This is a genomic window from Myxococcus xanthus (genome assembly GCF_006402735.1).
Lineage (GTDB): Bacteria > Myxococcota > Myxococcia > Myxococcales > Myxococcaceae > Myxococcus > Myxococcus xanthus_A.
The window spans coordinates 2,720,683-2,738,724 of sequence record NZ_CP017174.1; the positions used below are offsets into that span (position 1 = coordinate 2,720,683).

The window sequence follows — 18,042 nt, forward strand, 5'->3', positions numbered from 1 at the left end:
GAATTGAGTACGTGTTTTCACGGATATCTTGGATTGGCTTGGAATAAAGCGAACCCTAGCTGAGCCGTGGGGGTGGCGGAGCGAATGCAAGTTGGTTACACCGCGGGTGGGTCAGGTTGGAGCCGGGGGGAGTCCTGTCACTCCGAAGGTCCTGGACCGCGGTGTCTCGAAGCACGCGAGAGTGCGGGTGATGCTCGTAACGACACAGGGCGAGGCGCCTCCAGTAGCCGCTCGGAAGCGGGTGCTGTTCACGCTGGTGTTCCTGGGCTCGGGCGGCATCGAACGGTCCGTGTGCAACGTGCTGACGGGGCTGGACCCCAGCCGGTTCGACACGAAGATGTTCTTCCACCACCGGCCCCATCCGAAGAGCCAGAGCGACCGGATTCCGCAGCGCACCGAGGTGGTGTGGGGCACCGACGCCTTCGAGTACCGGCGGGGCATGTTGCCGCGCTTCTTCTGGCGGCTGGTGCGCGAGTCGCGCGACGTGGACGTCATCGTCGCGGGGCAGGAGGGCCGGGCGGCGCTGCTGGCGTGCCTGGCGGGGCGGCTGCTGCGCAAGCCCGTGGTGGGCATGATTCACTTCGACTGGGGCGCCTTCCACCTGGAGCAGCCCCGGCGGCAGCTCTGGGGCCTGCGGTGGCTCTACCCGCGCATGAGCCGCATCGTCGCGTGCGGCCACGATTCAGCGAAGGCCTTCCAGGACCTGGTGCCGGTGCGGCCCGAGCAGCTCCACGTCATCCCCAACTTCGTGGACGGCGACCGGGTGCGCGCCGCCGGTGCGCAGCCGCTGCCGGCCTGGGCGGAGCCCATCTTCCGCAAGCCCGTGGTCATCGCCGTGGGCCGGCTGGAGCACCAGAAGGCCTTCGACGTGCTCATCCGGAGCCACGCGCTGATGCGCCAGGCCGGGGTGGACCAGCACCTGCTCATCCTGGGGGAAGGCTCGCTGGAGGCGGAGCTGAAGGCGCTGGTGAAGTCCCTGGGCGTGGAGGACTCCGTCTTCCTGCCGGGCTTCGCGCCCAACCCACATGCGCTGATGCGGCGGGCGGCGGCCTTCGCCCTGTCCTCGCGCTTCGAGGGGCTGCCCATGGTGCTGCTGGAGGCGCTGGCCCTGGGCTGCCCCGTGGTCAGTACCGACTGTCCCTCCGGTCCCGCGGAGGTGCTGGAGCACGGCAAGCACGGCGTCCTGGTTCCCATGGAGCAGCCCCAGGCGCTGGCGGACGCCCTGGCGCGAATCGTCCAGGACGACGTGCACCGGGCCGACCTGTCCGCCCGGGCCCGGCGCCGCTCCGAGGAGCTGTCCGCCGACCGCGCCCTCAAGGCCTGGGAGTCCCTGCTCTCGTCGCTCTGACAGAGGGGGAGGGGCCCGGTCCCCCGCCTTCCGGACGGAGGGATGAAATGTGCCCCCGCTGGGGGTTCCCCTGCACGGCTTCGGGGCGTCCACCTTCGTCCCGGAGGCCCGGCCGGGCGGCACATGAGGTAGGAATCCCTTGCCGGCCCCCGGCTGCTTCACGAGGATTCGCCCCCATCATGACGACGACGAACGAAACGCAGGGCCTGAACTTCCTCCAGGAAATCATCGAGGAAGACCAGCGGACGGGAAAGCACGCGGGCCGCGTGCACACCCGCTTCCCGCCCGAGCCCAACGGCTACCTCCACATCGGCCACGCCAAGTCCATCTGCCTCAACTTCGGGCTGGCGCAGCAATACGGAGGCACGTGCAACCTGCGCTTCGACGACACCAACCCCGTCACCGAGGACACCGACTACGTCGAGGCCATCCAGCGTGACGTGAAGTGGCTGGGGTTCGAGTGGGAGGACCGGAAGTTCTTCGCGTCCGACTACTTCCCGAAGCTCTACGACTTCGCCGTGCAGCTCATCAAGCAGGGCAAGGCGTACGTGTGCAGCCTGTCCCCGGAGGAGATTCGCGAGTACCGCGGCGACTTCACCACGCCGGGGCGCAACAGCCCGTACCGCGAGCGCTCCGTGGAGGAGAACCTGGACCTGTTCCACCGCATGCGCGCGGGCGAGTTCTCCGACGGCCAGCACACCCTGCGGGCGAAGATCGACATGGCGTCGCCCAACCCCGTGCTGCGCGACCCGCCCATCTACCGCATCCGTCACGCGCACCATCACCGCACCGGCGATGCGTGGCCCATCTACCCGCTCTACGACTTCGCGCACTGCCTGTCGGACGCCATCGAGGGCATCACCCACTCCATCTGCACGCTGGAGTTCGAGAACCGGCGCGTGCTGTACGACTGGATTGTCGGCAACCTCATCAGCGGGGACCGGCCGTACCAGTACGAGTTCAACCGGCTGAACCTCAACTACACGGTGATGAGCAAGCGCAAGCTGCTCAAGCTGGTGACGGAGGGTTTCGTGACCGGGTGGGATGACCCCCGGATGATGACGATTACCGGCCTGCGCCGCCGTGGCTTCACGCCGGCGTCCATCCGGGACTTCGCCACGCGCGTGGGCGTGGGCAAGGCGCAGCAGCTCATCGACATGAGCCTGCTGGAGCTGTGCATCCGCGAGGACCTCAACGAGACGGCCCCGCGCGCCATGGCGGTGATGCGCCCGCTGAAGGTGGTGCTGGAGAACTACCCGGAGGGGCAGACGGAGCTGCTGGAGGTGCAGAACCATCCGCAGAAGCCGGAGATGGGGACGCGCCAGGTGCCCTTCATGCGCGAGCTGTACATCGAGGCGGACGACTTCATGGAGGACCCGCCGAAGGGGTTCTTCCGGCTGGCGCCCGGCAAGGAGGTGCGGCTGCGCTCGGCGTACTTCATCAAGTGCGAGCAGGTCATCAAGGACGCCGCGGGCAACGTGGTGGAGCTGCGCTGCTCGTATGACCCGGCCACGCGCGGCGGCAACGCGCCGGACGGCCGCAAGGTGAAGGGCACGCTGCACTGGGTGCCCGGCAACGCGCCCGTCGCGGAGGTCCGCCTCTATGACCGGCTCTTCTCCGTGGAGGCGCCGGACACGGACGAGTCCAAGGACTTCACCACGTTCCTCAACCCGGCCAGCCTCCAGACGCTGCGCGACGCCCGCGTCGAGCCGATGCTGGCGGATGCCGCCGTGGAGTCGCGCTACCAGTTCGAGCGCACCGGGTACTTCTACGTGGACCCGAAGGACTCGAAGCCGGGCAAGCCCGTCTTCAACCGCACGGTGACGCTGAAGGACTCGTGGACGAAGGAGCAGGCCAAGGGGAAGTAGTCTCTGGCGTGCTTCCGGGTGCCGCCCACGCTGGCGGCACCTGGCACGGTGCTTTCTTCGGAAGGCTCGCGGCCTACCGCGTCGCGGCGGGCTGCTCGAGCTCCTTGAGCATCTTCACCGCGTTCTCGTTCTTGGGGTCCAGCTCCAGGGACTTGCGGTAGTTGGCGATGGCCTGTTCCTTGTCGCCGTGGGCGGCGTAGGCCTCGCCGAGGCTGTCGTAGCAGTTGGCCTCCTTGGGGAACATCTCCACGTTGAGCTTGAACACCTCGATGGCATCCGCCACGCGCCCGCCGCGCAAGAGGTGGTAGCCCACCGTGTTCAGCTGCGATTCGCTGAAGTCGTACTGGGCTTCTTTCGTCTTCTTCAGCGTGCGGTAGTTGGCGATGGCCTCGGCGGTGGAGCTCTTGCCGAGAGACTCCATCATCACGGTGCCGATGGGCATCCGGGCCTGCCGGGGGGCGATGCCATGGAGGATGCTCAGCACGCCGCCCGCAATCTCCTGGAGGTCGCCGTGGGTCGCGTTGTCGAGGAGGATGACGACCTCCTTGCGCTCGGGCACGCGGACCAGCAGGGATGAGAAGCCGTTGATGCCGCCGCTGTGGAAGATACCTGGGAGCTTCGTCTTGCCGTCATGCAGCTGCACGGGGGCAATGGCCCAGCCGAAGCCGTAGTGCTGAAGGCCCGGGGTGAGCATCTTCTGCTTGAGCTCCGCGGGCATCAGCGTGTCGCCGTAGAAGGCCCGGTCCCAGCGGTACAGGTCCTCCACCGTCGAGTACAGCGAGCCGGCGGCATAGGGCTGGCCCATGTCGAGGTAGGGCGCGTTGACGTACCCACCCGGCGTGGCCGTGTAGCCGCTGGCGCGCTTGGGCAGCACCGTGGCGGTGACGTCATAGCCGGAGTCCTTCATGCCCAGCGGCCCGAAGATGCGCGCCTGCACGGCCTGCGCATACGTCTGGCCGGTGAGCTTCTCGATGAGGGCGCCCAGCAGGTAGTAGCCGCAGTTGTTGTACGCGTACTTCGTGCCGGGCTCGAACTCCAGGTCGCCACTGCAGGACTTCTTCACGAACTCCGCGACGCCATAGGGGTTGACCGAGTCGGCCCGGAAATGGGGGGCCGACGTGTAGCTGGGAATGCCGGAGGTGTGGTTCAGCAGGTGGGTGATGGTGACGCGCCCACCGGTGTCGTTCCGGTAGTCCGGCAGGTGCTTCGTGATGGGGTCATCGAGCTGGAGCTTTCCCTCGGCGACGAGCTGCAGGATGACGGTCGCCGTGAAGGACTTGGTGATGGAGCCGATGCGGAACTTCGTGTCCGGCGCGTTGGGCACCTTCCACTCGAGGTTCGCGGAGCCGTAGCCCTTCTTGAGGAGGATGCCTCCCTCATGGGCCACGAGCACCGTTCCATTGAACATGCCCTTCTGGTGGAACCCACGGATGTACCGGTCCACCTCCTGCTTCCGGTTCGCCGCCTCCGCCAGCGGCGCCACCAGCACCCATGCCACCAGTACGCCCGTGAGGCGCGCGCTCAGCCATCTCATTCAGACCTCCCCTTCATTTCGCGCAGTACGTGCGGGGGGGCGGGTGATTGCATCTGTTTTCGCGGGCCGCCCCGGTTTTCCTTGGTTCGGAAGTCGGGTTGTCTGCCAGACGCTTGTTCATGAGAAGTGAAGGGGTGTCTTGCAAAGGCAGTCATTCATGCATGACAAGGGTTGGCGTCAATGGCTGTCGAAAAAAGGAGCCCATGACATGGCAAAGCCTTCCCCCGATGGCGTGCATCGCTTCCTGGCCCCGGCGAACCAGATTGATTTCCCCGAGGACCCGACAGCACAGAAGAAGCTCAACGAGGCATGGAACTTCAACCTCACGGGCTTCACCGACCAGGGCATCACGGGCAACCCGTGGAACATGTCCAACTTCCTCCGCCCCAGGATTTCTTGAGACACCTCTCTGGGGGATAGCCTCCCCCTCGTGAGGTGGATGTGAAGAAGCAGCAGAAGCAGGACAGTGTCGGTGTGGTCGACGGAATCGGGCAGCGTGGCCACGGCGAGATGCCTTTGGGGAGGCACAGCCGCGACAAGGCGACCTCCGGGGACCGGTCAGCGGTCGCTCAGCTCTCGTGGGCGTGCTTGCCGTAGGTCCCTGCGGTGAGCGTCTTCAGCGAGGCGCGGACGATGCCAGTGAGCACGTCGAGGTCGACCTTCGTGAGGTCCTTGATGTACAGGCATCCGGTGCCGGCCGTGTGCGGACCGAGCTTGGCGAGCGCACTGGCGTGGGCTCTGAGGCCGTCAGCGAGGTAGACGACGGTTGCCGCCTTGCGGGGAGAGAAGCCAGCGGCGGGTGCGGTGCCACGGTGGCCGCTCGCGTACTGGTACGCGTACTCTCCGAACCCGACGATTGAGGGACCGAACATCTTCGGCTCGAGCCCGGTCACTTCGCGCATCAAGTCGAGAAGCACCTGGGCGTCGCGACGGCGCCCTGCAGGCGTCACGTTAGCGAGGAACGCCAACGGATCGGCATCGGTCCACGTGGTTGTCATTGCGCCCATTGTGCTCACTGGTTGAAGGAAACGTCCACGGCCGCCGTCACGTCCTTCGACGAGCGCGCCGTGGCGCCCTCGGTGAGCAGTGTCTGGCGGACTTTCGAAGCGAGCGGTGCCTCGCTGCGGCGAATCATTCAGTAGCGTCACGAGGGGGCGCCTCGCGCGTCATCTCCACCATGGTGGGGCGCCAGCCCAGCTTCGCGAACAGGCGCTGCGCGGTCGCGTTCTGCGCGGCGGTGTGGAGGACGACGCGCGGCACGCCGAGGGCCGTCAGGCGCTTCATCATCTCCTCCGCGAGCAGGACGCCCACGCCCGCGCCACGCGCCTTCTCGTCCACCCAGATGTCATGGAAGCCGCCGCTGCGGTCCAGCAGGGCATTCCAGTCCATGCCTTCCACGCGGCCGTAGGCATAGCCCACGACCTCTCCGTCCAGCTCCGCCACCAGGACGACCGCGTCGGGCTTCCTGGCCTCGTCGCCCAGCCACTTGCGGAAGCCCGACTCCACGTCGTCTGGGAGCATGAAGCGCGCGGCGTCGAAGGCGTGGTGTTTCCGGGCGAGCGCCGCGCCCATGCGCCCCAGGACGGGCTCATCCGAGGGCTTGGCGGGACGGAGGGTGACGGGCATGGCGGCTCCAAGGGAAGGAATGGCCCCTTCCTATAGCGGGCTTCTTCACCGAGCGCTGGCCTCATCGGAACGCGCGGCTTGGCGGCGTGGCCACGAGACAACATTGTTGACGAGGAATGGCGTCCAGGAGTCGTTGGTGGACGGGAGGCACGCCAACGGGGAGGGCGCCTCGTTGCCTCCTTGCGCTGGACTCGCCCCTCCCATGGACCACCTGGAAGACAGCACCTGGATGTCGGCTCCGCTCGCCCGGGACGATGGCACGCGTCCCGGCGGGCATGCCTTCGCGGACGGTGAGGGCGGCATCCCGCTCGGCATCCTGGAGGCGGTCTTCCTCAACATGGGTGATGGCGTGTCGGTGGTCGACCGGCACGGCCGGTTCGTCCTCCTCAACCCCATGGCCCAGCAGATCTTCGGCGCGTTGCCTCCGCCGGAGATGCCGGTGTCCCAGTGGTCGAAGTACTTCGGGCTCTACCTTCCCGATACCGTGACGCCCTATCCCGTCGAGACGCTGCCGCTCACCCGCGCCCTGCTGCGTGGCGAGGCGGTGGACCAGGCGGAGGTCTACGTACGCAACGCCCGCCACCCCAAGGGCCTCTGGCTGCTGGTGGGCGCGCGCGTGCTCACCGACCCGACGGGAGACGTCTACGGCGCGGCGACCGTGTTCCGGGACATCACCGCCATCAAACAGGCGGAGGCAGCGCTTCGCGCGGAGGAAGAGAAGTTCCGGAGCCTCTATAGGAACACGCCCGCGATGATGCACTCCATCGACGCGGAGGGCCGGCTGGTCAGCGTCAGCGAGTACTGGCTGCGCACCCTGGGCTATTCGCGCGAGGAGGTCCTGGGCCGTCGCTCCGTGGACTTCTTCACGCCGGAGTCTCGCCGGTATGCGACCGAGCACGTCCTGCCAGCGTTCTTCAAGACGGGCGTCTGCAAGGACGTGCCGTACCAGATTCTGAAGAAGAACGGCGAGGTGCTCGACGTCCTCCTCTCCGCCATCTCGGAGCGGGACGCGTCGGGCCGGATGGTTCGGTCGCTGGCGGTGCTGACCGACGTGACGGAGCGCAAGCGCGCCGAGGACGCGCTCGTCGAGAGCGAGAAGCGGCTGCGCGCCATCCTGGACAACGCCAACGCCGTGTTCTTCATCATCGACCGGCAGGAGCGCTACATCTTCGTGAACCGCGAGTGGGAGCGGCTCTTCCATCACACGCTGCAGGAGGTCGCTGGCAAGTCCACGTCGGACATCTTCCCCGGGCCGCTGGCGGCGCGCTTCCGTGAGACGAGTCAGGCCGTCTTCACCACCGGGGAGCTCGTCCTGCGGGAGGAGCGCATCCCCCTGGAAGACGGCGTCCACACCCATCTCATGCAGAAGTTCCCGCTCATCGATTCGTCGGGCACGCTCTATGCGCTGTGCGGTATCTCCACCGACGTCACCGAGCTCAAGCAGATGGAGCTGGGGCAGCGCTTCCTGTCGGAGGCCAGCCAGGCGCTGGTGACGTCGCTCGACTCGGAGACCACGCTCCAGCGCGTGGCGGAGCTGTCCGTCCCCACCCTGGGGGAGCTGTGCGTCGTCTCCCTGTTGGACAAGGACGCGGCGCTGCGCCCCGTGGCCGTAGCCGCCAGTTCGCCCGAGGGGGGCCGCACCGTTCGCGAGTTCCTCCAGGCCCATCCCCCCGTCTCCGGTCCGCGGGATGGTCCCTATGGGGTGCTGGAGACGGGACATTCGGAGTCGTCCCCGGATGCCATGGGCCTGCTGGACCCGGATGGGCTCCGAGACGAACGGTGGAGCACAGTGAGGGCACTGAGCGCTCGGGCATCACTGAATGTTCCGCTGCGGGCGCGGGGCCTCATCCTGGGCGTGCTGTCCGTTGTCGCGGCGCATCCGGGGCGTCCGTATGGCCCGCGCGAGCGCTCACTGGCCGAGGAGCTGGGGCAGCGCGCAGCCTTCGCCATCGAGAACGCCGAGCTCTATCGCAAGGCCCAGGAGTCCATCCGCGCTCGCGACGAGTTCCTGTCGATTGCCTCGCATGAGCTGAAGACGCCCGTCACCTCCATGAAGCTGCGTGTGCAGCAACTGACGCGGACCCTGTCTCGGCAGGAGTCCGGCCAGCTTCCCGTGGAGAAGGTGGCCGCCATGCTGGATGTCTTCGGGGACCAGCTCCGGCGGCTGTCGCATCTGGTGGAGCACCTGCTGGACGTGTCGCGCGTCAACGAGCGCCAGGTGGCCCTGCGGCGCGAGGACATGGACCTGGCGGCGGTGGCCCGGGACGTCACGGGCCACCTGAGGGGACAGATGGGCCGGGCGGGCTGCGTGTTCGAGCTGGTGGCGCCCACGCCCGTCCTGGGGCGATGGGACCGGCTCCGGATGGAGCAGGTGATGATCAACCTGTTGACCAACGCGATGAAGTACGGCGCCGGCGAGCCCGTCCGCATGGAGGTGTCACGCGTCGGGGAGGGTGCCCGCATCCGCATCCAGGACCATGGCGTGGGCATTCCCCTGGAGGCGCAGCCGCGCATCTTCGATCGCTTCGAGCGCGCCGCGTCCCGCAACTACGGAGGCCTGGGGCTGGGGCTCTTCATCACCCGGCGGCTCGTGGAAGCGCACGGCGGGACGATTCGCGTCGAAAGCCAGCCGGGGAAGGGCGCCACCTTCGTTGTCGACCTTCCCCCGGAGGCTCGCTGACCCGTGACTGGAGGAGGACGGAGGGGCAGACTGCGGCCACTGCATGCATACGCTCGACGCCGAACTCGACATCGCCCGCCGCGTAGCCCGCCAGGCGGGAGCCATCCTCCTGGAGGTCTACGCCACGCCCTTCTCCGTCCATGACAAGGCGGGCGGCATGGGGCCCGTCACCGAGGCCGACGAGCGCGCCAACGCCTTCATCGTGGAAGCGCTGCGCGACGCATTTCCTTCCGACGGTGTCGTGGCCGAGGAGTCCGACAACACCTCCGGCGCGAGCCGCTTCGAGCGCTGCTGGTTCGTGGACCCCATGGACGGCACGCAGGAGTTCGTCAACCGCAACGGCGAGTTCGCCATCCACATCGGGCTCGCCATCGCGGGGAAGGCCACGCTGGGCGTCGTGTACCGGCCCGTTGGAGACACGCTGTACTGGGGCGTGGTGGGGCAGGGCGGCTTCGTGGAGGACGCGCAGGGGCGCCGCGCCCTGCGGGTATCGGACACGGCGGAGCCGTCCGCGCTGCGACTGGTGGTGTCCCGCTCACACCGCTCGCGCCTGACGGACGCGGTGGCCCGGCGGCTGGGCATCACCCACGAGCAGGCGTGTGGCTCAGTGGGCCTCAAGTGCGGCCTGCTGGCGGAGGCCGCCTGCGACCTCTACCTGCACGTCAGCGACAAGAGCTATCGCTGGGACAACTGCGCGCCCGAAGCGGTGCTGCGCGCGGCGGGTGGCATCCTCACGGACCTGGGCGGGACGCCGTACGCCTATGACGGTTCGGAGCTCCAGAACCGCCGCGGCCTGCTGGCCTGCAACGCCGCCGCCTTCGAGCACGTGGCGCCCGTGGTGGCCGGGTTCGCCCGCGAGGCCGGTATTCTTCGCTGAGGCCTCGCGGACGCTGCTCGCGTCAGGACGCCGTCGTCTCGCAGCGCTGGATGATGGTGCGCAGTTGGGACTGCACGCCGGAGAGCATGCTGCGCAGGCGCGCATGGCGGAGCGAGCCCGCGAGCGCGTTGGACAGGGCCTGGAGCACGGAGACCTCCGTCGGCGGCCACTGGCGCTCCGTCCGGCAGTCGTCGAAGCCCACGAAGCCCCACCACTCGCCGCCCACGATGATGGGGCAGACCAGCAGCGACCGGATGTCCTGGCCCTCCAGCAGCTCCCGAGCGGGCGACGGGAAGTTACGGGGTGGTCCCTGGACGGCCTTGCCCGACGACAGCGGCCCGACCCAGGAGGGCATGACCTCCGCGTAGGGGACGTTCTGGAGCTCGGGGTTGTCCAACTGCGCGGAGGCCGCGGCCGCGGTCCACTCGTAGCGCTGGTTGCACAGCAGCTCGCCCCTGGGGCTGGTGGCGTTCTCGAAGATGTAGACGCGGTCGACGTCGAGCGCGACGCCCACCTGGCCCAGGGCCTCCGAGACTGTCGCGGTCTCGAAGCCGCGCTCCAGGAGTAGCTGCGATACGTTCATGATTGCTGCGAATGCCTTCGAGGCCATGGGGTCTGCTCCAGGTGGGGGCGCCTGTTGCGATGCAGGTCCGGGGGAACCTGGCGGGCAGCGTTGCATGCGGGCGCACCCATGGGTCAAGGCACGGTGCGCGAGGCACCGCGAACTCGTACCGGGAGTCGTCAGCCCTGCTCCACGGCGCGTCGCAGCTCGGCGAAAAGGCGGCCCAGCGCGTCGAGTTGGTAGTGCGCGTTGAGCCCGCTGGGGTTGGGCAGCACCCACAAACGCGTGTCGCCCAGGCGCTCCGGTTGCGTGCCCAGCGCGGCCTTGGGACGGCCAAAGGCGATGCGGTAGGCGCTCACGCCCAGCACCGCGAGGAAGCGGGGCTGGTAGCGCGCCACCTTGGCTTCCAGCGCCTTCGCGCCCTGGGCCAGTTCGGCGGGGTTCAGCAGGTCCGCGGTGGCGGTGGCGCGGTCCACCACGTTGGTGATGCCGTAGCCCAGCGCGAGCAAGGCCTCCTGCTCCGTGGGTTGGAATGTGTGCGGAGTGATGCCCGCGGCATGCAGCGTGGGCCAGAAGCGGTTGCCGGGCCGCGCGAAGTGATAGCCCACCACCGCGGAGTAGAGGCTGGGGTTGATGCCGCAGAAGAGCACGCGCAGCCGGGGAGCGATGACGTCCGGCATGGTGCGACCGGTGGCTGCGTCCAGCTCATCTCGTGAGGGGCGACGGAGCGGTGTCATGGGGGCGCATCTTCGCGAGCCTACCTGGGAAGGCAACCCCCCAGGGCCCCATGCACGGGGTGGGGTGTTGCCCGTGGGACGGAGCGGCGTGGGCGCTCGGATGGCTGGCGAAGGCGCGCGGGGTGGGGCAGGCTCGGCCCTTTCGCGCCCATGCAACCCAGGAGGCCCTTCGCGATGCCGCACATCGTCACCCTGACGCTCAACCCGACCATCGACGTGGCCACGTCCGTGCCGGAAGTCACGCCGGAGCACAAGCTGCGCTGTGGCCCCGTGCGCAGGGACCCGGGTGGGGGCGGCATCAACGTGGCGCGCGTGGTGCGTGAGCTGGGCGGTGAGTCCATCGCCGTCTACACGCGGGGCGGGGCCACCGGGAGCCTGCTGGAGGAGCTCCTGGAGGAGAAGGGCCTGCTGCGCCGCTCCGTGCCGTTGCAGGACGCCACCCGGGAGAGCTTCACGGTGGCGGAAGGCACGGGCGCGCGTGAGTACCGCTTCATCCTGCCGGGGCCCACGTTGTCCGAGCGCGAGTGGCAGCGCTGCCTCGGAGCACTGGAGGACGTGGCCGTGGGCGCGGCCTTCATCGTCGCCAGCGGCAGCCTGGCGCCCGGCGTGCCGGAGGACTTCTATGCCCGTGTGGCCCGGCTGGGGAAGCGCCTGGCCGTGCGCGTGGTGGTGGACACCAACGGTCCTCCGCTGCGGGCCGCGCTGGAAGAGGGCGTGTTCCTGGCCAAGCCCAATCGCCGCGAGCTGCGCGACTTGAGCGGCGTGTCGACGGAAGACTTCGCCACCCAGGCCGCCGCGGCGCGCGAGCTGGTGGCCCAGGGCCGCGCGGAAGTGCTGGCGGTGTCCATGGGCGCGGACGGCGCGCTGGTGACGACGCGCACCGCCCAGTTCCGGGCGACGCCGCCTCCGGTGCGGACGCACAGCTCTGTGGGCGCGGGGGACAGCTTTGTCGCGGGGATGACGCTTGCGCTCGCGCGGGGCCAGTCCATTGAGGACGCGCTGCGCTGGGGCATCGCCTCCGGGACGGCCGCGCTGCTCACCCAGGGGACGGACCTATGTTACCGGGCGGACGTGGAGCGGCTCTTCGCCCAGGTGAAGGCGGAGCCGGTGCCGCGTCCGTAGGCACTCCGGCCGGCGCGGGAAGGAGGGCTTGTCCGTTCCATTCCCAGGAGTGGCGGCGGCGAGGCTGAAGCTGGGCGGCGAGTCCGGGCAGGAGGTCACCGTCCAGGCCGGCGATGTGCTGGTGCTCCCGGCGGGAACGGGCCACCGCCGGCTGGAGGCCAGCGGTGACTTCCTCGTGGTGGGCGGCTATCCAGCGGGGACGGGCGACTACGACATGCAGCGCCCGGAGTAGGCGACGCATGACGCCTCCGTCCAGCGGATTGCCCAGGTGCCTCTGCCCGGCGCGGACCCGGTGACGGGCAAGCAGGGCGCGTTGCCCTCGGCATGGAAGCCGTAGCGCCTCAGCGACGCTCCACGGCGACCGTGCCGCCCTTCATCACCCAGCGCACCTTGCGCAGGGTGGTGATGTCCTTCGTCGGGTCGCCCTCCACCGCCACCAGGTCCGCGAGCAGCCCGGCCTTCACCTGGCCCAGCTGGTCCTCACGGTGGAGCATCGCCGCGTTGCCGGAGGTGGCGGCCTGGAGCGCCTGTGCGGGCGTCATGCCGTAGGCCACCATCAGCTCCAGCTCGCGCGCATTCTCTCCGTGAGGGAAGACGCCGGAGTCTCCACCCGCGCACATGGGGACGCCGGCGCTGAGGGCGGCGCGGAAGGTGGCGCGCTTCTGTTGGAGGTAGGCGGGCTCCGGGTCCACGCCGCGCTTGTAGCCGCGCTGTTCGAACATCGCGTCGCTGGCGGCCAGGGTGGGGCAGAGGTAGACGCCCCGCTGTGCCATGAGGCGGAACACCTCGGCGGTGCCTTCGTCCCCGTGCTCGATGCTCTCCGCACCCGCAAGCACCGCGTGGCGGATGCCTTCGGGGGTGCTCGCATGGACGGACACCGGACGGCCGCTGCTTCGCGCGGTGTCGACGATGCGCTTCATCTCCTCCAGGGAGAAGGTGGGCCGGGCTTCGTTGTTGGGGCCCCAGCGGTAGTCACCGTACACCTTCACCCAGTCCGCGCCCTGGCCGATTTGCGCGCGCACCACCCGGGTGAGCGTCTCCTCGCCGTCCGCCTCTTCCGCGCCCTGGGGGACGTGCCACTCCGAGGCGAAGCCCTTGGGGCCATAGCTGCCGGTGGCGACGATGGCGCGCGTGGCCACCAGCAGGCGCGGGCCAGGGATGATGCCCTGGTTGATGGCCTGCTTGAGCCCGACGTCCGCGTCGGCCGCGCCCTCGGTGCCCAGGTCCCTGGCGGTGGTGAAGCCCGCCGCCAGCGTGGCGCGGGCGTGGTTGGTGGCGCGGGCCACCCGCAGCGCCAGCGACTCCTTCAGCACCTGGTCGTTCCAGGACGCCTCGTTGTACGGATGGAGGAGCAGGTGGGAGTGGCCCTCGATGAGGCCGGGCAGCAGCGTGGCGCCGCTCAGGTCAACGGACGTGGTGCCCTGGGGGACCTTCATCTTGGCTTCGGGCCCCGCGGCGGCGATGCGGTCACCCGTCACCAGGACGACCCAGCCCGTGTGCGGCTTGGGGGTGACACCGTCGAAGACGCGGTCGGGCCGCAGTAGATAGGACGCCGGTGGGACGGTGTGCGTCGGTTCGGCAGCGGTCGCCACGGCGGTGGCGAACAGCGAGACGAAGAGGAAGGCGCGCATAGGCAGGGGAGCGGACAAGCTCGGGCGGCGGGAAGGCCTGGGTGTTAATTCGACGGGCATGGCTTTCCAAGACCGCTCGAACGCACTGCAGGCGCTAGAGGCCGAGTTCCAGGCGGAGAAGGCCTCCTCGCTCCGGAAATTGGAAGTGAAGCTGGAGGAGACGCTGCGGGAGCTGTCCGAGGTCGAACGTCAACTGCGGTCCCACCGGACCGCCGACCGGCGCGCGCAGATTGCCCGCCACCAGGCCCTGCGCAAGGAAGCCGAGCACCAGCGCTGGTGCTTCATGGTGCAGCGGGAGGCGTGTGGCTTCGTCAACCACGACGACCTCGACCGGTACTACCCACTCCCCCCGTCCTGGAGGGAGTGAGCGGGGCTCAGTTCGTGGTGCGCCAGGCGGCCACCGCGAACAGGAGCCAGCCGGCGAGGAATCCCAGGCCCCCCAGCGGGGTGATGGCTCCCAGCACGCGCACGCCGGAGAGTGCGAGTGCGTAGAGGCTGCCAGAGAACAGGACGATGCCCACCAGCATCGCCCAACCGGCGCCGTTGAGCAGGGACGAGGGGCGGAAGTGCCCCAGCAGGCCCACGGCCAGCAGTCCCAGCGCGTGGTACATGTGGTACCGCGCCCCCGTCTCGAAGATGACCTGGAGGTCCTGGGGCAGCCGGCTTCGCAGCGCGTGCGCGCCGAAGGCCCCCGCGCTGACGGAGAGGAAAGCGTTCACGGCACCCAGGACGAGCCACCACCGCATCATCGTTCGCCTTTCATCGGAAGTCGGACTGGTGCACGCTACACCGCCGCAGCCGGAGCGTCCTGGCCGACATCAACACCTGGGGCGCTCACAACAGAATGACCTCACCCAACTTCATTCCTTCAACGAAGCCGCTTCCCTTCGAGTTGCACCCGTCCTCCATCCAGGGCCAGGGTGCCTTCGCCATCCGCCGCATCCGCAAGGGCACGCGCATCATCGAGTACCTCGGTGAGCGCATCACGCAGGCGGAGGCGGACGTCCGCTACGACGACGAATCGATGGCGCGGCACCACACGTTCCTGTTCAACCTCGACAAGCGGACGGTGCTGGACGCGGGGACGATTCACAACGAGGCGCGCTACATCAACCACTCGTGCGCGCCCAACTGTGAAGCCCTCATCGACAAGGGCCACATCTACATCTACGCGCTCACCACCATCGAGCCCGGTGATGAGCTGGTGTACGACTACGGCTACGAGCGCACCGAGGACATGGGGCCTGAAGCCGAGGCTCTCTACGTCTGCCGCTGCGGCGCGCCCAATTGCCGGGGCACCATCCTGGCCCCGGAGAAGAAGGCGCCGGCCCGGAAGACGTCGGCCAAGAAGGCGAAGACCTCGTCGACGTCGAAAAAGAAGTCTGTGTCGAAGTCCCGGGGCAACAAGGACGCGGGGGCCAAGAAGGCGGCGGGGAAGAAGTCATCCGCCGGTACCCGCAAGTCCACCCAGCGGGCGAAGTCGCCCAGCCGTAAGCGCGCGAGCTGAACTGCGCGCAGGTTCCAGCGCCCTCCTCAGGAGGGCGCCGCTGTGCCGGGTGTGCGTGCCGTGATGGTGCTGGGCACGTAGGGGGCTGCTCATTGACGGTGCTTTCGTGTTCCCTTACGTTTCCTGCCGAAACATTTTTCGAGCTTCATTTGTGGAGCCAATTACATGCGGGCCGTCGTACTCGCTTTCGTTGTGGCGTTGATATCATCCGGATGTGGGAGCGGCGCTCTGAGTGCCATCCGAGGGAAGGCTGCCCAGGACATGGCCTGTCCGGAGAAAGACCTGGCAGTCAATCCTGTCTATGATTACGCCGGGGCTCCGAACGAGTCGGGCGCGTACTATGCGGAAGGCTGTCAGAAGCTTCGGCGCTACGAGGTTGGCTGCAACGCCTTTGGGTATTGCCCTGAACCTCGTGGGGTCGACATACAGGAGCTCGTTCTTCGTCAGGCGGCCTTCGACCTGAAATGTGAGCAGGACGCGATATCAACCCAGCGGCTGAATCGTGACACGTTTGGCGCGAGAGGCTGTGACCAGCAGGCCAGCTACCTCCTGCTGTGCAGTCGCAGCAGCTGCCGCGTGGTTCAGAATACCCAGAGTCAGTAATACATCCCTGAGAAGTCCTGGGGCGGAGGGAGCGGTGGCCGCTCAACCATTCATTCAAGAACTGGTGGACGAGCCGGCGAGGGCCGCCAATAGACTCCTCCCGTGAACGACGTCCTCCATTTCCTGCTCACCGCGCCCGCCGAGCCCCAGGTCCTCGATTCTGTCGACATCTGGTGGCGCCAGCACCTGGAGCTGTCCTCCCGCTTCTCCTCGCCCTCGGACCTGGCGCTGGCCGGCGGCTTCCTCGCCGACCGGTTGGGGTTCGCCTTCGCTTCTGGCTACCACGCCGCGCACCGGCGCCTGTTTCCGGAGCTCCCGGCGGAGCGGATCATCGCGCTCTGTGCCACGGAGCCGGGGGGCGCGCATCCCAATGCCATCGAGACGCGGCTGACGGATGCCGGCGCGGGCCCGCGCCTGTCAGGCACCAAGACGTTCGTCACCCTGGGCACGCGCGCGGAGCTGCTGCTGGTGGTGGCGTCGGAGGGGCAGGACGCCCAGGGCCGCAACCGCCTGCGCATGGTGGCGGTGGACGCGAAGCGGCCCGGTGTGCGGCTGAGCGCGCTCCCGGAGCTGCCCTTCATCCCCGAGGTTCCTCACGCGGAGCTGTCCCTGGAGGACGTGGCGGTCGCCTCGGAGGACGTGCTTCCGGGAGACGGCTACGCGCGCTACCTCAAGCCCTTCCGCACCGTGGAGGACTGCCACGTCCAGCTCGCGATGCTGGGCTGGCTGCTCCAGGTAGGGCGCCGCAGCGGCTGGCCGGACGACGTGCGCGAGGAGCTGTCCGCCCTGGCGGTGATGATGCGGGGGCTGTCCCAGTTGGACCCGACGGCGGCGTCCACGCACGTGGCCCTGGGCGGAGGGCTGGCGCTCACCAAGCGCGCGGTGTTGGAGCGGTGCGAACCCCTCTGGGCCGCCACGGATGCCATCACGCGAGAGCGCTGGGCTCGGGACCGCGTGCTGCTGGGCGTCGCTGGCAAGGTGCGCGCGAAGCGGCTGGAGGCGGCCCGGCAGCGCATCCAAGAGGAAACGGGCCGGAGCGGCTGAAGGTTGGGACGCGCCCGCTGCCGGGCATTGCTCACACGGCTCTGGCGGAGCGCTTCGATGCGGCCCGGCCATGCGAGCCAGGCCGTGGGGCAGGGCGCCTGAAAGGCGAAGGGCCGGGCCTCCGCGCAGGAGGACCCAGCCCCGGTGCTCACCGCGACGCGGTGGCGGTGCTCAGTACCGCCCGCCGCCCACGGCGGAGACGATGGCGGAGAGGACGCGGTTCTCCACGCCCCACACCGCCTTGTTCAGGCCCTTGATGCCCGCGCCGCGCAGGTAGTCGGTGAAGTCGTGCAGCGCGGTGGAGCGCTGCATGCCCTCGCCCTTGGCCGCGTAGAGCAGCGGCGTGTTGGGGGCGCCCGTCAGGCCCAGGTCCGGCACGGCCTCGGACAGCTTCTGCGGGTCGATGCCCGTCGCGGCGGACATCATCGCCACGGTGAACTTGTGCACCGGCAGGTCGCGCACGTTCGGGACCTTCTTGTAGACCTTCGCCTTCGTCTTCTCGTCGCTGGCGAGCTGGTCCAGCGACACGTTCGCCATGGCGATGAGCTGCTCGTTCGTCACGTGCTTGCTGTCGAGGATGGCCCGGCTGAACAGGCTGGCCGCGGTGTCACCCTTGATGGTGATGTTGTTCGCGTCCGGGTTCGACTGGAGCCGCGAGACGATGGACTGCACCGCCTTGCCCACCTCGGTGTCCGGACCGCCGCGCCACGCACCGGGAATCGGCTGGGCCGCCGCGGCCGGACGGGCCCGGGCCGCGCCCTCGAAGGAGTTCACCTGCGTGTGACCCACGGCGGTGGCACGGGCCACGTTGGCCGCCTGCTGAGCTGCCGGCTGGGCCCGCGCAGGCGCGGTGGTGGGGTTCGAGATGACGCGGGGGCGGCTGTCGATGCGGGACATGGCCTG

General features: G+C 68.7%; 19 protein-coding genes. 10 read left to right on the plus strand and 9 right to left on the minus strand.

The genetic code is table 11. The features are described from left to right. Window positions 1-190 precede the first annotated feature (190 nt). Entirely contained in the window at window positions 191-1,348 is a 1,158-nt protein-coding gene (locus BHS09_RS11575) for a glycosyltransferase (RefSeq protein ID WP_140789664.1), read from the plus strand. 179 nt (window positions 1,349-1,527) lie between these two features. Then, on the plus strand, window positions 1,528-3,216 hold the full coding sequence (locus BHS09_RS11580; protein WP_140789666.1) for a glutamine--tRNA ligase/YqeY domain fusion protein: 1,689 nt from the start codon (window positions 1,528-1,530) through the stop codon (window positions 3,214-3,216). A 73-nt stretch (window positions 3,217-3,289) separates the two neighbouring features. Here BHS09_RS11580 and BHS09_RS11585 read toward each other — a convergent pair whose 3' ends face one another. Further along, window positions 3,290-4,750 (minus strand): serine hydrolase, encoded by a 1,461-nt coding sequence (locus tag BHS09_RS11585; RefSeq protein ID WP_140797907.1) that lies wholly within the window; start codon window positions 4,748-4,750, stop codon window positions 3,290-3,292. A 208-nt stretch (window positions 4,751-4,958) separates the two neighbouring features. On the opposite strand from BHS09_RS11585, the gene BHS09_RS11590 reads away from it, so the two are divergent. Further along, window positions 4,959-5,150 carry a hypothetical protein gene (locus BHS09_RS11590; RefSeq protein ID WP_237080328.1) on the plus strand — a complete coding sequence of 64 codons (192 nt, stop codon included), beginning with the start codon at window positions 4,959-4,961 and terminating at the stop codon, window positions 5,148-5,150. 169 nt (window positions 5,151-5,319) lie between these two features. Here BHS09_RS11590 and BHS09_RS11595 read toward each other — a convergent pair whose 3' ends face one another. The 3 genes from BHS09_RS11595 to BHS09_RS11600 are packed head-to-tail and all read right to left on the minus strand — an operon-like array spanning window position 5,320 to window position 6,376. After that, entirely contained in the window at window positions 5,320-5,748 is a 429-nt protein-coding gene (locus BHS09_RS11595) for a DUF1801 domain-containing protein (RefSeq protein ID WP_237078242.1), read from the minus strand. 14 nt (window positions 5,749-5,762) lie between these two features. After that, window positions 5,763-5,885 carry a hypothetical protein gene (locus tag BHS09_RS39910; protein WP_257792141.1) on the minus strand — a complete coding sequence of 41 codons (123 nt, stop codon included), beginning with the start codon at window positions 5,883-5,885 and terminating at the stop codon, window positions 5,763-5,765. Continuing rightward, window positions 5,882-6,376, minus strand: coding sequence for a GNAT family N-acetyltransferase (locus tag BHS09_RS11600; protein ID WP_140797908.1), 495 nt, complete (start codon window positions 6,374-6,376; stop codon window positions 5,882-5,884). Before BHS09_RS11600 ends, BHS09_RS39910 begins: the two co-directional genes overlap by 4 nt. Before the next feature lie 19 nt (window positions 6,377-6,395). On the opposite strand from BHS09_RS11600, the gene BHS09_RS11605 reads away from it, so the two are divergent. Next, window positions 6,396-9,056: a PAS domain-containing sensor histidine kinase gene (locus BHS09_RS11605; protein ID WP_140797909.1), complete on the plus strand. Its 2,661-nt coding sequence runs from the start codon at window positions 6,396-6,398 to the stop codon at window positions 9,054-9,056. A 43-nt stretch (window positions 9,057-9,099) separates the two neighbouring features. Continuing rightward, the gene (locus tag BHS09_RS11610; protein ID WP_140789678.1) at window positions 9,100-9,933 is read left to right on the plus strand and encodes a 3'(2'),5'-bisphosphate nucleotidase CysQ family protein; all 834 of its coding nucleotides are present in this window, start codon (window positions 9,100-9,102) and stop codon (window positions 9,931-9,933) included. A 22-nt stretch (window positions 9,934-9,955) separates the two neighbouring features. On the opposite strand, the gene BHS09_RS11615 is transcribed toward BHS09_RS11610, so the two are convergent. After that, window positions 9,956-10,543, minus strand: coding sequence for a GAF domain-containing protein (locus BHS09_RS11615; RefSeq protein WP_140789693.1), 588 nt, complete (start codon window positions 10,541-10,543; stop codon window positions 9,956-9,958). A gap of 131 nt (window positions 10,544-10,674) precedes the next feature. Then, window positions 10,675-11,175, minus strand: coding sequence for a G/U mismatch-specific DNA glycosylase (gene mug, locus BHS09_RS11620; RefSeq protein ID WP_140796422.1), 501 nt, complete (start codon window positions 11,173-11,175; stop codon window positions 10,675-10,677). A 231-nt stretch (window positions 11,176-11,406) separates the two neighbouring features. Between mug and BHS09_RS11625 the strand changes: the two genes are divergently transcribed. Next, window positions 11,407-12,354, plus strand: a complete 948-nt coding sequence (locus BHS09_RS11625) for a 1-phosphofructokinase family hexose kinase (protein ID WP_140789695.1) — start codon at window positions 11,407-11,409, stop codon at window positions 12,352-12,354. Window positions 12,355-12,382: 28 nt separating this feature from the next. Further along, the gene (locus tag BHS09_RS39330; RefSeq protein WP_237080330.1) at window positions 12,383-12,586 is read left to right on the plus strand and encodes a cupin domain-containing protein; all 204 of its coding nucleotides are present in this window, start codon (window positions 12,383-12,385) and stop codon (window positions 12,584-12,586) included. Window positions 12,587-12,695: 109 nt separating this feature from the next. On the opposite strand, the gene BHS09_RS11635 is transcribed toward BHS09_RS39330, so the two are convergent. Beyond that, window positions 12,696-13,985, minus strand: a complete 1,290-nt coding sequence (locus tag BHS09_RS11635) for a metal-dependent hydrolase family protein (RefSeq protein ID WP_140797910.1) — start codon at window positions 13,983-13,985, stop codon at window positions 12,696-12,698. Between the two features lie 58 nt (window positions 13,986-14,043). On the opposite strand from BHS09_RS11635, the gene BHS09_RS11640 reads away from it, so the two are divergent. Then, complete coding sequence (locus tag BHS09_RS11640; protein WP_174258730.1) at window positions 14,044-14,352, plus strand: hypothetical protein; 309 nt, start codon at window positions 14,044-14,046, stop codon at window positions 14,350-14,352. Window positions 14,353-14,359: 7 nt separating this feature from the next. Here BHS09_RS11640 and BHS09_RS11645 read toward each other — a convergent pair whose 3' ends face one another. Continuing rightward, the gene (locus BHS09_RS11645) at window positions 14,360-14,734 is read right to left on the minus strand and encodes a DUF423 domain-containing protein (RefSeq protein ID WP_140797911.1); all 375 of its coding nucleotides are present in this window, start codon (window positions 14,732-14,734) and stop codon (window positions 14,360-14,362) included. Between the two features lie 95 nt (window positions 14,735-14,829). Here BHS09_RS11645 and BHS09_RS11650 point away from each other — a divergent pair, with 95 nt between their 5' ends. Both BHS09_RS11650 and BHS09_RS11660 read left to right on the plus strand, forming a co-directional pair. Further along, window positions 14,830-15,492: an SET domain-containing protein gene (locus tag BHS09_RS11650; RefSeq protein WP_140797912.1), complete on the plus strand. Its 663-nt coding sequence runs from the start codon at window positions 14,830-14,832 to the stop codon at window positions 15,490-15,492. 705 nt (window positions 15,493-16,197) lie between these two features. Further along, on the plus strand, window positions 16,198-17,139 hold the full coding sequence (locus BHS09_RS11660) for an acyl-CoA dehydrogenase family protein (protein WP_140797913.1): 942 nt from the start codon (window positions 16,198-16,200) through the stop codon (window positions 17,137-17,139). Between the two features lie 171 nt (window positions 17,140-17,310). Here the strand turns inward: BHS09_RS11660 and BHS09_RS11665 are convergent, their stop codons facing one another. Then, window positions 17,311-18,036 (minus strand): hypothetical protein, encoded by a 726-nt coding sequence (locus BHS09_RS11665; RefSeq protein ID WP_140789707.1) that lies wholly within the window; start codon window positions 18,034-18,036, stop codon window positions 17,311-17,313. Window positions 18,037-18,042 lie beyond the last annotated feature (6 nt).

What these genes read in the sequence shown, in the direction of transcription:
- BHS09_RS11665 (WP_140789707.1), bottom strand. Translation starts at nt 18,036, where the DNA reads ATGTCCCGCATCGACAGCCGCCCCCGCGTCATCTCGAACCCCACCACC.
- BHS09_RS11615 (WP_140789693.1), bottom strand. Translation starts at nt 10,543, where the DNA reads ATGGCCTCGAAGGCATTCGCAGCAATCATGAACGTATCGCAGCTACTC.
- BHS09_RS11600 (WP_140797908.1), bottom strand. Translation starts at nt 6,376, where the DNA reads ATGCCCGTCACCCTCCGTCCCGCCAAGCCCTCGGATGAGCCCGTCCTG.
- BHS09_RS11610 (WP_140789678.1), top strand. Translation starts at nt 9,100, where the DNA reads ATGCATACGCTCGACGCCGAACTCGACATCGCCCGCCGCGTAGCCCGC.
- BHS09_RS11650 (WP_140797912.1), top strand. Translation starts at nt 14,830, where the DNA reads ATGACCTCACCCAACTTCATTCCTTCAACGAAGCCGCTTCCCTTCGAG.
- BHS09_RS39910 (WP_257792141.1), bottom strand. Translation starts at nt 5,885, where the DNA reads ATGATTCGCCGCAGCGAGGCACCGCTCGCTTCGAAAGTCCGCCAGACA.
- BHS09_RS11645 (WP_140797911.1), bottom strand. Translation starts at nt 14,734, where the DNA reads ATGATGCGGTGGTGGCTCGTCCTGGGTGCCGTGAACGCTTTCCTCTCC.
- mug (WP_140796422.1), bottom strand. Translation starts at nt 11,175, where the DNA reads ATGCCGGACGTCATCGCTCCCCGGCTGCGCGTGCTCTTCTGCGGCATC.
- BHS09_RS11635 (WP_140797910.1), bottom strand. Translation starts at nt 13,985, where the DNA reads ATGCGCGCCTTCCTCTTCGTCTCGCTGTTCGCCACCGCCGTGGCGACC.
- BHS09_RS11575 (WP_140789664.1), top strand. Translation starts at nt 191, where the DNA reads ATGCTCGTAACGACACAGGGCGAGGCGCCTCCAGTAGCCGCTCGGAAG.
- BHS09_RS11580 (WP_140789666.1), top strand. Translation starts at nt 1,528, where the DNA reads ATGACGACGACGAACGAAACGCAGGGCCTGAACTTCCTCCAGGAAATC.
- BHS09_RS11640 (WP_174258730.1), top strand. Translation starts at nt 14,044, where the DNA reads ATGGCTTTCCAAGACCGCTCGAACGCACTGCAGGCGCTAGAGGCCGAG.
- BHS09_RS11595 (WP_237078242.1), bottom strand. Translation starts at nt 5,748, where the DNA reads ATGACAACCACGTGGACCGATGCCGATCCGTTGGCGTTCCTCGCTAAC.
- BHS09_RS11625 (WP_140789695.1), top strand. Translation starts at nt 11,407, where the DNA reads ATGCCGCACATCGTCACCCTGACGCTCAACCCGACCATCGACGTGGCC.
- BHS09_RS11605 (WP_140797909.1), top strand. Translation starts at nt 6,396, where the DNA reads ATGGCCCCTTCCTATAGCGGGCTTCTTCACCGAGCGCTGGCCTCATCG.
- BHS09_RS11590 (WP_237080328.1), top strand. Translation starts at nt 4,959, where the DNA reads ATGGCAAAGCCTTCCCCCGATGGCGTGCATCGCTTCCTGGCCCCGGCG.
- BHS09_RS11585 (WP_140797907.1), bottom strand. Translation starts at nt 4,750, where the DNA reads ATGAGATGGCTGAGCGCGCGCCTCACGGGCGTACTGGTGGCATGGGTG.